14 protein-coding genes are annotated in these 13,526 nt (G+C 71.9%); 8 read left to right on the top strand and 6 right to left on the bottom strand.

The genetic code is table 11. The features are described 5' to 3' along the window. The first annotated feature begins 888 nt into the window (after window positions 1-888). On the top strand, window positions 889-1,584 hold the full coding sequence (locus ACFYQQ_RS25395) for a polysaccharide deacetylase family protein (protein WP_388905308.1): 696 nt from the start codon (window positions 889-891) through the stop codon (window positions 1,582-1,584). 15 nt (window positions 1,585-1,599) lie between these two features. Here ACFYQQ_RS25395 and ACFYQQ_RS25390 read toward each other — a convergent pair whose 3' ends face one another. Next, window positions 1,600-2,358: a hypothetical protein gene (locus ACFYQQ_RS25390; RefSeq protein WP_356172223.1), complete on the bottom strand. Its 759-nt coding sequence runs from the start codon at window positions 2,356-2,358 to the stop codon at window positions 1,600-1,602. Between the two features lie 839 nt (window positions 2,359-3,197). Here ACFYQQ_RS25390 and ACFYQQ_RS25385 point away from each other — a divergent pair. Both ACFYQQ_RS25385 and ACFYQQ_RS25380 read left to right on the top strand, forming a co-directional pair. Further along, window positions 3,198-3,386 carry a hypothetical protein gene (locus ACFYQQ_RS25385; protein WP_355787170.1) on the top strand — a complete coding sequence of 63 codons (189 nt, stop codon included), beginning with the start codon at window positions 3,198-3,200 and terminating at the stop codon, window positions 3,384-3,386. Window positions 3,387-3,563: 177 nt separating this feature from the next. Then, window positions 3,564-4,703, top strand: coding sequence for a hypothetical protein (locus ACFYQQ_RS25380; RefSeq protein WP_355787173.1), 1,140 nt, complete (start codon window positions 3,564-3,566; stop codon window positions 4,701-4,703). 45 nt (window positions 4,704-4,748) lie between these two features. Here the strand turns inward: ACFYQQ_RS25380 and ACFYQQ_RS25375 are convergent, their stop codons facing one another. Next, window positions 4,749-5,324, bottom strand: coding sequence for an XRE family transcriptional regulator (locus ACFYQQ_RS25375; RefSeq protein ID WP_355787176.1), 576 nt, complete (start codon window positions 5,322-5,324; stop codon window positions 4,749-4,751). Window positions 5,325-5,422: 98 nt separating this feature from the next. Here ACFYQQ_RS25375 and ACFYQQ_RS25370 point away from each other — a divergent pair, with 98 nt between their 5' ends. Together ACFYQQ_RS25370 and ACFYQQ_RS25365 are read left to right on the top strand one after the other, a co-directional pair. Further along, window positions 5,423-5,746 carry a hypothetical protein gene (locus ACFYQQ_RS25370; RefSeq protein ID WP_355787179.1) on the top strand — a complete coding sequence of 108 codons (324 nt, stop codon included), beginning with the start codon at window positions 5,423-5,425 and terminating at the stop codon, window positions 5,744-5,746. Window positions 5,747-5,799: 53 nt separating this feature from the next. Continuing rightward, on the top strand, window positions 5,800-6,060 hold the full coding sequence (locus ACFYQQ_RS25365) for a hypothetical protein (protein WP_355787181.1): 261 nt from the start codon (window positions 5,800-5,802) through the stop codon (window positions 6,058-6,060). Window positions 6,061-6,421: 361 nt separating this feature from the next. On the opposite strand, the gene ACFYQQ_RS25360 is transcribed toward ACFYQQ_RS25365, so the two are convergent. Further along, complete coding sequence (locus ACFYQQ_RS25360; protein ID WP_355787191.1) at window positions 6,422-6,814, bottom strand: ATP-binding protein; 393 nt, start codon at window positions 6,812-6,814, stop codon at window positions 6,422-6,424. A 228-nt stretch (window positions 6,815-7,042) separates the two neighbouring features. Between ACFYQQ_RS25360 and ACFYQQ_RS25355 the strand changes: the two genes are divergently transcribed. Beyond that, window positions 7,043-7,408: an STAS domain-containing protein gene (locus ACFYQQ_RS25355; protein ID WP_355787184.1), complete on the top strand. Its 366-nt coding sequence runs from the start codon at window positions 7,043-7,045 to the stop codon at window positions 7,406-7,408. 87 nt (window positions 7,409-7,495) lie between these two features. Here the strand turns inward: ACFYQQ_RS25355 and ACFYQQ_RS25350 are convergent, their stop codons facing one another. Both ACFYQQ_RS25350 and ACFYQQ_RS25345 read right to left on the bottom strand, forming a co-directional pair. Continuing rightward, window positions 7,496-7,684 (bottom strand): hypothetical protein, encoded by a 189-nt coding sequence (locus ACFYQQ_RS25350; RefSeq protein ID WP_356172352.1) that lies wholly within the window; start codon window positions 7,682-7,684, stop codon window positions 7,496-7,498. Window positions 7,685-7,965: 281 nt separating this feature from the next. Continuing rightward, on the bottom strand, window positions 7,966-9,369 hold the full coding sequence (locus tag ACFYQQ_RS25345) for a DHA2 family efflux MFS transporter permease subunit (protein WP_388905192.1): 1,404 nt from the start codon (window positions 9,367-9,369) through the stop codon (window positions 7,966-7,968). On the opposite strand from ACFYQQ_RS25345, the gene ACFYQQ_RS25340 reads away from it, so the two are divergent. Together ACFYQQ_RS25340 and ACFYQQ_RS25335 are read left to right on the top strand one after the other, a co-directional pair. Further along, entirely contained in the window at window positions 9,368-10,405 is a 1,038-nt protein-coding gene (locus ACFYQQ_RS25340) for a sigma-70 family RNA polymerase sigma factor (RefSeq protein ID WP_355793323.1), read from the top strand. The two genes, ACFYQQ_RS25345 and ACFYQQ_RS25340, sit on opposite strands and share 2 nt — an antisense overlap. 134 nt (window positions 10,406-10,539) lie before the next feature. Then, complete coding sequence (locus ACFYQQ_RS25335; protein ID WP_355793321.1) at window positions 10,540-11,115, top strand: TerD family protein; 576 nt, start codon at window positions 10,540-10,542, stop codon at window positions 11,113-11,115. A gap of 130 nt (window positions 11,116-11,245) precedes the next feature. On the opposite strand, the gene ACFYQQ_RS25330 is transcribed toward ACFYQQ_RS25335, so the two are convergent. Next, window positions 11,246-13,228 (bottom strand): amino acid transporter, encoded by a 1,983-nt coding sequence (locus ACFYQQ_RS25330; protein WP_356172240.1) that lies wholly within the window; start codon window positions 13,226-13,228, stop codon window positions 11,246-11,248. Window positions 13,229-13,526 lie beyond the last annotated feature (298 nt).

Raw genomic sequence — 13,526 nt, 5'->3', positions numbered from 1 at the left:
CCAAACCCCATCGGCCTTGTGACTCTTCATGTTGTGGCCTCGCGTCGGCAGCATCCAGCTCGAGGCTGCAATCAGAAGCCCGGCGGACGGTTGCATCGGCCCGCACGACTGCGTCATGGCCGCGCAAGCCCGAAGGGACCTGACGTAGGACTCTCGTTCCCGCGGCGAAGCCACCGCCACCCTTCAGAAGGACGGAGGTGCCCGTGAACACGGCACCGAATCCATGTAGTTGGGGCCTGGTGACGTGGCGGCGCGCCATGGGCGGGATCCACCCTTTCTGGAGGGTGACGATTCCCGACGCGATCGCCAGCAGCCCCAACAACGCGCCCGTTCCTACTACCCAAGCCATGGTGTCGCTCCGATCCAACAGCAAGAGACCGGAACGCGAGTGACGCCCGGCCCGAAGACGTCCACATCCTCGCTGGCCTCGGTGTCGCCTGACTACGCCGGGGCCCGGACATCTTTGGCCCTTCGCTGCCATCCCTACCCAGGAGCCCAAGGTCTCACGTCGTCCAGTGCCCGCCGCGTCAGGTACGTGTGCACCGCGGTGAACGGCGTATCCTCGGCGACCCGCGGCCCGCTCCAGGTCGGCCTCCACGGGCTCGCGGGTGGCGAGCTCTTCCAACAGCTCGGTGACCGAGGACAAGCGTGACCGCTCCCCCAGGCCGCCGTTGACTGATCATGACTCCTCGACCTGTACGCACCGTCGTGCGTCGCGCCGTGCCCTTGATCCTTGCTACGGCCGCCGTGCTGACCCCGCCGTTGCTCCTCCCCCGCCCGGGCGTGGCGGCGGCCGCGAGCGTGGCGCCGACGAGCAGGCCCGCGTCGGCCGGATCGTCCGACGCCGCGCGGACGGGGTCGGCAGCCGACCCCCGCTCGCGAGGGCAGCTGGCCCCAGCCTCGCCGCCCGCACCTACACCCGGTCCGACCGCGCGGCCACGGCCACCCAAGAGGCTCCTCGGCGCGGAGGTCCGGCGCATCCCCACCACCCGCCGAATGGTCGCCCTCACCTTCAACGCCGCCTGGGACGACGCCGGGATCGACACCGCCCTGGCCGAGCTGCGCCGGCGTGCGGTTCCCGCCACGTTCTTCCTGACAGGGCGGTTCGCCGAGCGTCATCCCGGCGCGGCGCGGACGATCGCGGCCGAGCACGGCGTCGGCAACCACTCCTACGGTCATCCCCGGTTCGACGACTTGACGAGCCGTCAGGTGTCCGAGGAGGTACTGCGGGCCGACCGGGCGATCCGGCGGGCGAGCGGCGCGGAGCCGCTGCCGTTCTTCAGGTTCCCGTACAGCGCCACCACGCCTCGGGGCATCTCCGACGTCAACGCGCTCGGGTACGCCGACATCGAGTTCACCGTCGACACCAACGGTTACCTCGGCACGGCGCGCGGGATGACGGTCCAGAAGGTCGTCGACCGGGTCCTGGACGGGCTGTCACCGGGCGAGATCGTGCAGATGCACGTCGGTACGTCCGACGGCCGCGGAGCACCCCTGGACGTGCAGGCCCTCCCCCGGATCATCGACGCCGTCCAGTCCCGCGGCTACCGGGTCACCGACCTCAGGAGCCTGCTGCACTCCTGACGCCGGCGACGGACTTCAGGCACTCGTGGCGTACAACTCCCGCAAGGGCTGGGCGGAGTCCGCTCCGGAGTGGCCGAAGGGGGCGTCGAAGCTCCACACCATGAACAGCAGCAGGACCACCAGGGCGCTGAAGGTGGTCGCCAGCAGCAGTTCCCGCGGCGAGTGGCGGATCTGGAGGGTGTAGAGCAGGCCGAGGGTGACGGCTCCCCCGGCGAGGAGGCCGAACCAGACCACGCCGGGAAGGGTGGTGCCGGCGCTGTCGAGGCGCTGGTGCCGGGCGTCGTCGGCGGCGGCCACCTGGTCCAGCAGGGGCTGGTAGGCCTGCGCCTGGAGTTCGTCGGCGGGCGTGTGGCGGGCGATGTCGGCCCGGATGCGGCTCATCAGCCGGGCGCCCTCGGCTCCGGGCTCCTCGTCGTTCTGGATGGCCGGCCACTCCGCCGTGACGGCGTGGCGGGCGTAGGTGTCGATGTGGTCGCCCACCCGGCTGCGGAAGGCGGCGGGGTAGACGTCCAGGCGCTGGTCGATCTCGTAGAGGGCCTGGGCCTCGCGCTGGACGGTGTCCTCGGCGGCGCTGCGGGCCTCCCAGACGCCGGCGATGGCCAGGCCCAGGACGATGGCGTAGACGACGCCCACCATCATCACCATGTATTCCAGGACGTCGGGTGTCTGGGTCGTGTCCTCGTCGGCGAGGCGGCGGTGGCGCATCACGGTGACCGAGACGACCAGGGCGCAGACCACGACGGAGGCCAGGGTGTAGATCAACCATTCCGGCACGGGAGAACTCCAGGACTACGGGTGAGGGGGTGGAGGGCGGTCAGCCGCGGCTGCGGCGCCGGGAACCGGGGCGCAGGGCGGCGGCGGCCAGGACGGCCGGTGTGGTGACGGCGGTCGTGGTCATGACCGTCGACATGCCTACGGGGACTGGGCGCCGTGTTCCGCCGGTGTAGTGGCGGCGCGGCACCCAGTGGAAGGGGGCCGCTCCCGGCGGGGCCGGTCTGGCCGGCCGGACGCGCTGGACCGGCGGTGGCGCGGGGGCGGGCGCGGGTGTCTCCGGCGCGGTGGCGCCGGGTGCGGCCGCTGGAATCGGTGAGCGGTGGCGTACCGGTGGTTCCGGAGCGGCGGGCCGCGGGGGCAGCTCTTTCGGTGGCGCGGTGTGTGCCGGAGGCGGGGAGGGGGGTGGGGTCGGCGGCGTCACGGGGTCGGCCGGTGGACCGGCTCCGATCTCGACCCACGCGTCCGGGGCGCAGACCACGATATGGCCGTGCCCGGCGGTGTGGTCGATGTCGACGGCGGCGGCCGTGCCGGTGACACCGGGCAGCGGACACAAGGCGGCGACTCCGAGACCCACAGTGACCCACCCGCTCACCTGGACGCACCTCTGTTCCGTGCGGAAGACGCTCCGTAGGTCGGTAGCGCGCTACTAGAACGACGAGGTGGAACGTGCGGTAACGGCGATGCCGATCTTCGCCGTCGAACGGGTGGGGGCTCGCGGGCGACTGTCCTCCCCAGGCCCGGCCCCGGATTATCACCTCGCCCAGCGCCCGCCCCGCACGTAGGGTCGTTCGGCGCCGAGGGCGATGGAGGGCGAGCGTGGTGCGGGAGGTCGGGGACCGGTGAGCGGACGGCGTTATGTCGCGCGGGGTGTGCCGGGCGGTTACCGCATCTGGGACAACCGGGGACGCCGGTGGTGGGGCGATCACTACGAGCTCTGCCCGGACGACCTCCTGACGGAACTCAACGGGCGGGCGGACAACGAGCGGATCACCGCGCTCCTCAAGCGGTACCGGGCACAGAAGCGGTAGACGCTTCTGCCCGCGCCCGCGCCCGCGTCACGGCCGGGCGGCTCCCCGTTCCGCCTCTCGGAGCCTGTGCGGCCGGGGAGTTGGGGCGGAAGGCGAGCGCGCGAAAATCGCAGGTCCGAGTTGATGTTGCCATGTCATCATGACGGCGTTCCGGGTCCCGATCGGGGGAGAGAGACCATGACCGCCGTCGACGCCTACGACAGGCCGCCCTACCGTCCTGCCGTGGCGGCGCGGCCCGAACGGCCAGGCGCCTGGGTACTCGACGTCTTCCTCCCCTGGCGACTGGCCCGGCGCGTCTACGGGCCCTTCCGCGTGTTCCGGTTCTCGGCGGCCGACGTCGTGGGGCTGGCCGGGCCCGGCGTCGTGCCGGGGCGGTACGGACAGCCGGTCGCCACGACGGTGGCCGGACAGGCCGCCGATCCGCTCATCGAACGACTGCTGCTGCCACGCGCGTTGATGGGCCTCGGCGCCCTCATGATCCTGATCCGGCTGGTGACCGGGACAGGCGGGAACGACCTGTTCGAAGAGGCGTTCGGCGACAGTCTCCTGATGCTCGCCACCGGACCGGTGTCGCTGCTCCTGGCCTGCGGTCCGCTCGTCGCCCTGGCCCGCCCCGGCACCCGGCGGACCGTCGTCCGGCTGGTCACCAGGCCCCTGGTGACCGCGCTGATCACCGCTGCGTTCTGCGGCCTCTTCGTGTACTGGGCCAGTCACGGCGGAGCCAACTACAACCCGCGGTCCACGACCACGCTGTCCCTCACGCTGGTGTTCGGTCCCTGGCTGGTGGTGTTCTTCGGCTCCGTGCTCTACCTGATCCAGCGCAACGCGTTCGCCGTGGGCGGCCATCCCCTCGTACGGCCACTCACCAGCGTCCCGCTCGTCTGGCTCACCGCCGTGGGTCACGCCCTGCTCATCGACTACGTCTTCACCTTCACCGATCCGACCCGGGCCTACTACGTGGCCCTGTTCGCCGGTCCTGTCGGGGTCACCGTCACGGCGGTGATCGAGATCGTCCTGCTGCGACGCCGTCACGGTGTGGGTTTCCGGGGGCCGCTGCCGGGCTGGACGCCACCGCCGCCGAGGATCACCTCGCTCCCCGCGGATCTGATCGAGCGTCTGCGGACCGACATGATGCGCGGCCACGCCTCGCTCTGGCCCCACTTCACCGACCGGAACGGTGTCGTGTGGGCGGCCACGCCCGCGACACGGGCCCGGCAGACGGTCATGTGGCCGTACGTCCCCGTCTTCACGGAACGGCTGCGGCCCATGCTGCGCTCGGAGGCCGAGGCAGTCGCCGGACCGCTGACCCCGCGCTGAGCAGGTCCGGACGGCGGTGCCCGGCGCATACTCGTCCCGAGCACGTCAGCGACGCCCGGCGCGTGCGCGTACGTGCTCGTCCCGGTGGCCGGACAGGCTGAGGAGCTCGACGGGTCGCCGGCCGGTGCTGCCGAACCAGTGCGGCATCCGCGTGTCGAAGTGCGCCGTCGCTCCCGAGGCGAGCACGAGGTCTTCGGAGCCCAGGACGAGACGCAGCCGTCCGGAGAGGACGTGCAGCCACACGTGCCCCGCGTGGACGCGCAGGTCCGGCTCGTTCAGGGTCATCGGGATGATCACCTTCCAGGCCGCCGGGGCGCCGGGCCGGCTGGTCAGCGGGAGTGCCGTACGGCGGCCGACCCGGCGTGGGTCGAGCGCCGTCAGCGGCTCGGCGGGCTCACGCGTGCCGACCAGTTCGTCGAGTGGCACCCGGTGGAACCGGGCGAGGGGAAGCAGGAGTTCCAGGTCGGGGCGGCGTCCGCCGGTCTCCAGGCGCGACAGCGTGCTTCGGGAGATGCCGGTGCCCTCGGCCAGCCCGGCCAGCGTCATGCCCCGCCGGACACGCAGGCGTCTGAGCCGGGGTCCGAGTGCGGCCAGGAGGGCGTCGGCGGGCGGGTGTTCCACATGGCGATTGCACCGCGCCGTTCGCCGGAACAGCAACCTCTTCCCGGAAACGGCAACAAATCAGGTCGGCGGGCCCACCCGGATCGCAGTCTGGCGCCATGACAGCAACCGCATACGCCGTCCTGACGGCGTTCGCCGCACTCGGTACGGCCCTTCTGTCGGCGCCGACCCGTCACCTGGCGGCGACGGAGCGCCCGTACGCCCGTGCCCTACCCGGCCCCCTCTTCCGCGAGGTCCAGCAGGCGCCGAATCCGTTCCCCGGCGGGCGGAGTCAGCCCGATGACGCGACCTCCGTCGCCGCCGAACCCGCAGCGGACGAGCGGGCCACCGCCGAGCCATGGGCCGAACACCGCGCCTTCTCACCGGAGATCGAGCGGCAGGTCACCGAAGCAGTCCTCGGCGACCGCCGGCACGGCCTGTGAACGCCCACCCCTTCTCCCCCACGTCTCCCTTCACCCAGCGAGGACCGACCGACATGACCGAGTACTCCGCCACCCGTCCCGCCCCGCGCGTCGGGCCACCGCCCAGACACCACATGGCCCTGATGATCTGGCTGGCCGTCTTCCCCACCCTCACCGTGCTCCAACTGGTGCTGCGCGGCCTGCTCGACGGGGCACCGATGGTCCTGCGCACGCTGGTGCTGGCCACCATCGCCGTCCCCATCGTCATCTACGGCCTCATGCCGCCGCTGCAGAGGCTGCGCACGCGCCTCATCGGCCGTCGGAGCGGGGCGTGACTGCGCCCGGGACCGCGCGGAGGTCGTTCCACTGACCCGGGTCGGGCCCGCCGGAGCGGCGGGCCCGGACCTCGCGGCGGGAGGGGCGACCGACGATCTTTTTGCACGACGGGTTTCGGTCACGACTCTGTTGCGTGGCCGGATCCGGTGCGATGCTGAGCCGGCGGTGATCCTCGCACTGCGAGACGGAAACCGCCTGGTCTCGTCCGTGCGCAGTCGTACGGGCGGGCCCGCGCCGTCCCTCCCGCGCCCTCCCCACGGGAGGGCCGACGCGTGTCCGCGCCACGACCGGAAATGCCCCTTCCCGCGCGGGACGCGGAAGGCCCCGTCGTCTCGGCCGGACGCCGGGCTCACCTGCGCCCTAGTCGGACAGAGCCAGGCGGGCGGTGATGCGTTTGCCCACGGGCTCCCGCTCGACCTCGAAGCCCAGGGCGACGGCCATGACGATCTCCAGGCCGTGCTGTCCGATCCGGCCCGGGTCGGTTTCCTTGGCGACGGGGAGCAGCGGATCGCTGTCCCACACGGTCACCTCCACCGCGTCCCCGGTGATGCGCAGTTCGAGCAGCACGGGTCCGGGCGCGTACTTGCGGGCGTTGGTGACCAGCTCGCTCACCACGAGCTGCGTGAGGTCCATCGCCCGCGCCGACACGAGCAGGCCGTGCTCGGCCTGGACCCGGGTCAGGAAACCCGCCGCCAGATGCCGGGCCTCGGCGATGCAGGCACCGCCGCCCTCGAGCGCGACGACGGTCTTCATCGGATCGGAAGCCGGCACCCCGTCGCCGCCTTCCTCACCGCCGGAAACTGACTGCACCAATTCCACCTTCGTTCCCCCGTTCACGCGCGCGCCTACCCCGCCCTCGGCCGCTCATGCGTCTCGGGCTTCCGATCGCTCGCCGGGAGGCATTTCCGGGCACCGGCGGGGCAGCCTCTTCCCACACGCCGTCGCTCATGGGGCCGACCAGCAAGTGCGAACGAGGGACCGGTGACAGACGCTCACGAAGCAGCGCGGCCCGGCCGGTTGTCGATCGGCACCACCGCCTTCGACGACGTCCGGGTCGTCGCCCTGCACGGGGAGATCGACCACAGCATCCGTGACCACCTCCGCCGGGCCCTGCTCACCCACGACTCCGAAGCGCCCTTGCGCATCGTGGTCGACCTCAGCGGGGTGACGTTCATGGACTCCACCGGCGTCAACGTACTGATCGCCGCTCATCGCGCCGCCGTCGGGGCCGGGGGCTGGATCCGGCTGGCCGCCCCGCAGGAGTCGGTGCTGCGCGTCATACGCATCGTCGGGCTCGACGCCGTCATCCCCTGCTATCCCGCACTCCGCCTGGCCGTCGGGGGGTGACGGCGTGGCACGGGGGTCTTCCGGCGCCCAAGCCCGCGCCGGCACCCTTTCTACCCGGCCGGTCCGGTTCTGTCCGGTCCGGTCCGGTTAGAAGAGGTGTTCCTGCTCGGCGGTCGCGGACCGGCGGCGCGCGCGGGGGCCGGTCCGCCGGGCCGGGGTCTCGTTGCCGAACAGCGGTTCGGTGCCGTACTCGTCGGGCTCGGCCGGTACGGCGGTGGGCCCCGTGCCGACGCTCAGGCGCAGCGGGGCGTCCCGGTCGAAGTCTCCCGGCGTCATAGCCGTCCAGTCGCGGTCCTGACGCTGTTCACTCACCGGCACTCCTCTGTTCCCGCCAACCGTGCGCGATCCGGGCGCCGTCCGCCCCCGTCGCACTCCCAGCGCTGGACGGCCCCCGGCCACCCTCCGAGGGACTCACCGCCTTCACCCTTCCCGGATACCCTCGCTCCGCACCGCACGCACCCAGCAATGATCAACGCTTCCACGCGGCCCGCACCCGCCGCAACCACTCGACGCGGCCGGCCGGCGGGTCAGGGGCCGCCGGCCGGACCGGAGCACCGTCAGCGCTGTGACGTGACCACCGGCGGTGCGTGGGTGGCGGGTGCCGGTGCGGGGCGGCGGCCGGGGACGAACAGCGCTGCCAGCGCTCCGGCGAGCGACAGCGCGCCGCTGACGGCGATCGCCGCCGTGAACCCGTCGGTGAAGGCGGCGGTGTCCGCGTAGCCGCCGGCCTTGCTGAACACCAGCGCCAGGACGGCCACTCCGAAGACCCCGCCCAGTTGACGGCCGGTGTTGAACACCCCGGAGGCCTTGCCGATCTGCTCCGGCTGGACGGCGTTCAGTACGGCGGTCTGGGCGGCCGGCATCGCCATGCTCACGCCCGTCCCGGCGACGAGCATCGGGGCGATGAGCTGCTCGTACGGCACGGAGGGGGTGCAGACGAGCGCGAGCCATCCCATCCCGGCCGCCTGGAGTGCCAGCCCGAGTGCGGCCGGTGGACGCGCGCCGATCCGCTGCGTCAGCCTGCCCGCCAGCGGTGCCACGACCGTGACCGCCCCGGTCCACGCCAGCAGATGCAGTCCGGCGCCGAGCGGCGTGTCCCCGCGGCCGGTCTGGAAGTACTGCGCCGTGAAGAACAGGGATCCGTACAACGAGGCGTAGAGGAACACCCCGGCGGCGTTGCCCGCGGCGAAGCCGGGGAGCCGGAACAGCGCCAGGGGCACCATCGGGTGCCGGGCGGCCCGCTGCCAGGCCACGAAGGCGACCGCGCAGAGCACGCCCGCGGCCAGCGCTCCGGTCACCTCGGCGCTCGCCCACCCCGCGCCGTGCGAGCGGACGAGCCCCCACACCAGCCCGAGCGCGGCACCGGTGACCAGCACCAGACCGCCCGTGTCCACCGCCGCCGCCCCGCCCCGGCTCTCCGGGACCCGCCGAAGCACGAGCGGGACGACGGCCAGGCCGATGGGCAGGTTGAGCCAGAAGATCCACTGCCAGGCGAGTCCCTGGGTGACCGCGCCGCCCACGACCGGCCCCGCGACCACCGCGAGCCCGGTCAGCCCGGCGAAGAGACCCAGGGCCTTCGGCCGCTCCGGCGGCGGGTAGGCGGCACTGAGCAGGGCCATCGCCAGCGGCATGACCAGGGCGGCACCGGCGCCCTGCACCGCGCGTGCCGCGATCAGCCAGCCCACGCCCGGTGCGAGCGCGCAGGCGACCGAGGCCGCCGTGAAGAGTGCCAGTCCCGTCATGAAGACCAGCCGCCGCCCGAAGCGATCGCCAAGCACCGCGCCGGTCATCAGCAGGACCGCGAAGCTCAGGCTGTAGGCGTTCACCGTCCATTCGAGTTGCTCGATCGAGGTGCCGAGATCCAGCCGGATCCGGCTCAGTGCCGTGGTCACCACGGTGGCGTCGAGCGCCACCATCACCGAGGCCGCGGAAGTGAGCCCCAGTACCCATTTTCTGTTCATGCCCGTACCGACCCGCGGCGCCGCCGGGATCGGCCGGGCCGCACCCGATGAATTCGGGCGGCCCCGGGTGTCTGTACAAGAAAAGGAGGAGTGCAGGGTGACCTCGACAGACCAGCCGCACGACGAGTTCGTCCGACTGACCGGGCCGTTCCGGCGGGAACTGCTGACCCACTGCTACCGCATGCTGGGCTCGGCGCAGGACGCGGAGGACCTGGTGCAGGAGACATATCTGCGGGCCTGGCGGTCGTACGAGGACTTCCAGGGGCGTGCGTCGCTGCGTACCTGGCTCTACCGGATCGCCACCAACGCCTGCCTCAACGCGCTGCGCCACGGCAGCCGCCGGGTGCTGCCCGCCGGTCTCGGCGGCCCGGCCACCGACCCGACGGCGCTGGATCCGCGCAGACCGGAGATCCCGTGGCTGGAGCCCCTTCCCGACGAGCTGGCCGATCCGGCGGCCGTCGTGGCCGGGCGCACCGGACTGCGGCTGGCCCTGATCGCCGCCCTGCAGCATCTGCCGGCGCGGCAGCGCACGGTGCTGATCCTGCGGGACGTGCTCTCCTGGTCCGCCGAGGAGACCGCCGAGGTCCTCGCGATCACCCCGGCGGCGGTGCACAGCGCCCTCCAGCGCGCCCGGGCCCGCCTCGACCGGCTGGAGCCGGCCATCGACGAGATCACCGAGCCTCCCGAGCGGGACCGGCGCGAACTGCTCGACCGTTACGTCGACGCCTTCGAGCGCGCCGACGTCGCGGCACTGACCCGGCTGCTGACCGAGGACGCGGTCTGGCAGATGCCGCCCAACCCGTCCTGGTTCTCCGGCCGTGACAGCGTGGCCGCGCTGCTCGCCGCCAAACTGCGCGGCAAAGATGCCCGGTTGGTGCCGGTGCGGGCCAACGGGCAGCCCGGGTTCGCCGTCTACCACTCCGGGGACGCCTTCTCCGTCCAGGTCCTCACCCTGCGCGGTCCGGCCGTCGCCGCCGTCACCGCCTTCCACGACCCCGCGCACGTACGGCGGTTCGGCCTGCCCACCCGCATCTGAACTGCGTGTCTGGCTTCTTGAGGTGGCCGATCCCGAACCGCACCGATTTTTCCTCGGTGTTGTAGGTTTCGTCGTGGGGGGTCCGCTCATCCGGTGCGGGTGCCCGAAACGGCCGTATCGCGGAGGAGAACAGCGTGGGAGTTTCCCTGTCCAAAGGTGGCAACGTCTCGCTCAGCAAGGAGGCGCCCGGTCTGACCGCGGTCCTCGTGGGCCTGGGCTGGGACGTGCGGACCACCACGGGAGCAGACTTTGACCTCGACGCCTCCGCGCTGCTGGTGGACGCCTCGGGCAAGGTCCTCTCCGACCAGCACTTCGTCTTCTACAACAACCTGAAGAGCCCCGACGGTTCGGTCGAGCACACCGGTGACAACCTCACCGGTGAGGGCGAGGGCGACGACGAGTCCATCAAGGTGAACCTCGCCGCCGTACCCGCCGACGTCGACAAGATCGTGTTCCCGGTCTCGATCCACGACGCGGACAGCCGCGGGCAGAGCTTCGGCCAGATCCGCAACGCGTTCATCCGGGTCGTGAACCAGGCGGGCGGTCAGGAACTCGCGCGCTACGACCTGTCCGAGGACGCCTCCACCGAGACCGCGATGGTCTTCGGGGAGCTTTACCGGCACGGCTCCGACTGGAAGTTCCGCGCGGTCGGGCAGGGTTATGCGTCCGGTCTGTCCGGCATCGCCTCCGACTTCGGCGTCAACGTCTGACCAGGCTCTCGTTCGTCACCGCCGCCCGCCGTCCCGTTTCCCGGGGCCGGGCGGCGGTCTCGTTTCCCGAGGAGCCGAGGGGACCGGGCCCATGGGGCGGGAGCCGGCCCGCCCCACGGGTGTGGTTTCGTCAGCCGCCGACGTGGATGCCGGGACGGCGGTCGGGCTCCGGCTCGTTGCTGCGGATGATCTCGCGGGTGACGGGAGCGGTGTCGCCGCGGCCGAGCAGGAAGTAACGGAACATGTGGATCAGCGGACTTCCCTCCGCCCACGCGAAGTAGCAGTGCGGCAGGACGCCGGTGGCGTTGCGCAGCGCCAGCAGGATCGCCGCGATGGCGTTGGGTGCCGCCGGGGCCTCGGCGCGCAGGACCCGGTAGCCGTCGACCTCCACACCGCGTACGGAGAGGGTCTCGCTGAAGTCGGACGGGTCCACCACGTCGATCTCCAGGAACAGCACGTCGGCCGGGCCGGGCACCGGGTTGTTGCCCCGCTGCTCACGCTCCTTGTGGGCGTACTCGGCGCTGGCGCCGGTCTCCCGCCGGTTGGCGATGATGTTGATGGAGTTGTCGTGGGCGAGCGTGTCGTCGATGAAGCGGCGCGCCTCGGCGTCGAACACGATCCGGTCGGCCCGCAGTTCGGTGGTGCGCGAGACCCGGGACACGAGTGAGACGACGATGATGCCGGCGATGAACGCCCCCGAGATGGCGATGCCGTCGGGCTTGTCGATGATGTTGGCGATCAGGGCGTAGAGCAGGACCGCGGTGAGCAGGCCGAAGCCGATGCCGTGCACACGCTTGCCGCCGCGGACGACGGAGACCGTGACGGCGAACGCTCCGGAGACCATCATGGCCAGGATGCCGGTGGCGTAGGCCCCGGCCTGCGCGTCGACGTCGGCGTCGAAGGCGATGGTGATGGCGACGCACAGGATGGTGTAGACGATGACGACGGGGCGTACCGCGCGTCCCCACTCGGGGGCCATGCCGTAGTCCGGGAGGTACCTGGGCACGATGTTGATGAGTCCGGCCATCGCGGACGCCCCGGCGAACCACAGGATCAGGATGGTGCTGATGTCGTAGGCGGTGCCGAAGGCCTCGCCGACCTTCTCGTGCGCGAGCCAGGCCAGTGCGCGGCCGTTGGCCTCGCCACCGGACTCGAACTCCTTGTGCGGGATGAGGACGGTGGTCACGAAGCTCGCGGCCAGCAGGTACACGCTCATGATGAGGGCGGCGGTCGTGAGCAGGCGGCGCGTGTTGCGGATCCGGGAACGGAGCTGCTGCTCGGGGTCGCTGCCCTTCGCGGCGACCAGGGGCATCATGCTGACGCCGGTCTCGAATCCGGACAGGCCGAGCACGAGCAGCGGGAACGCTAGCAGGGCCGGTTCGGCCAGGTCGCCGAAGCCGCCCCCGGTGTCGCCGAGGGCGTCCGTCCATGCCGAGAGGGCGCCGGACGTGGTGAAGACGTCCACCAGGCCGACGCCGACCACGACCGCGTTGAGCGCCAGGAAGACGCCGACCAGCGGGATGGCCACCTTGACCGCCTCGCTGAACCCGAGGAGGAACACCCCGCCGAGGAGCAAGAGCAGGGTCACTGTGAGGCCGACCTCGTGGCCGTGCAGGGCGTGCGGGAAGAACGGGTTCTCCACCACGTGCACGGAAGCGTCCGCCGTGGACAGGGTGATCGTGATGATCCACGAGGTGGCCACGAACCCGAGCAGGACCAGCACGAAGAGCTTGCCCCACCAGAACGGCAGCAGGTCCTCCAGCATCGCCACCGAGCCGGCTCCGTGCGGGCTCTCTCGGGCCACGCGCCGGTACATCGGCAGCATGCCGACCAGGGTCAGGGCGACGATGAGCAGGGTCGCCAGCGGTGACACCGCTCCCGCCGCGAGCGCGGCGATCGCCGGGACGTAGGCCAGGCTGGAGAAGTAGTCGACACCGGTCAGGCACATCACCTTCCACCAGGACTGCGGCTTGGTGTGTCCCTCCCCCGCCGCGGGCCCCACTGGCTGCACCCGGTGGCGGAGCAGCCACCTCGCCAGTCCACCGGTGGGCTGCTCCCGCAGGGCGGGACTCTCCACCTCTTCCGGCATGGCCGGCTCGTTCGCTGCCTTCATGTCCCCGATCGATCCTTCCGATTGCTGCCGTCCGGCGCACCCGTCGCGGTGGCCGGCACGGGCAGACGATCATCGAGTATGCGACCTGCCGAAGTCGTCGCCCGCACCGGGGCGGTCGCCGCCCCGCCGTGCCGGCCGCACCCCTTCTTCCCGCTCGTCCGGCTCTCACCCGGGCGGGCCCGCGACGCCCGGTGCGCAGGCTCGCCCCCGGGTGGCGGGTCGGCCGTGGCGGGACGGCGATCGCATCGTCGGCGGCGAACGGTGACGGGGTCAGGAGCGGGTGACATGAGCGCGCTCG

This window comes from Streptomyces sp. NPDC005496, from assembly GCF_042872045.1.
In the GTDB taxonomy this organism is placed as follows: domain Bacteria; phylum Actinomycetota; class Actinomycetes; order Streptomycetales; family Streptomycetaceae; genus Streptomyces.
Note: the sequence above shows the minus strand (reverse complement) of the source record. Positions and strands in the feature narration are given on the sequence as shown.

Coding starts and splice junctions, on each gene's coding strand:
- ACFYQQ_RS25380 (WP_355787173.1), top strand. CDS start 3,564: ATGACCGCCGTCGACGCCTACGACAGGCCGCCCTACCGTCCTGCCGTG.
- ACFYQQ_RS25350 (WP_356172352.1), bottom strand. CDS start 7,684: ATGACGCCGGGAGACTTCGACCGGGACGCCCCGCTGCGCCTGAGCGTC.
- ACFYQQ_RS25345 (WP_388905192.1), bottom strand. CDS start 9,369: ATGAACAGAAAATGGGTACTGGGGCTCACTTCCGCGGCCTCGGTGATG.
- ACFYQQ_RS25370 (WP_355787179.1), top strand. CDS start 5,423: ATGACAGCAACCGCATACGCCGTCCTGACGGCGTTCGCCGCACTCGGT.
- ACFYQQ_RS25340 (WP_355793323.1), top strand. CDS start 9,368: ATGCCCGTACCGACCCGCGGCGCCGCCGGGATCGGCCGGGCCGCACCC.
- ACFYQQ_RS25365 (WP_355787181.1), top strand. CDS start 5,800: ATGACCGAGTACTCCGCCACCCGTCCCGCCCCGCGCGTCGGGCCACCG.
- ACFYQQ_RS25330 (WP_356172240.1), bottom strand. CDS start 13,228: ATGAAGGCAGCGAACGAGCCGGCCATGCCGGAAGAGGTGGAGAGTCCC.
- ACFYQQ_RS25360 (WP_355787191.1), bottom strand. CDS start 6,814: ATGAAGACCGTCGTCGCGCTCGAGGGCGGCGGTGCCTGCATCGCCGAG.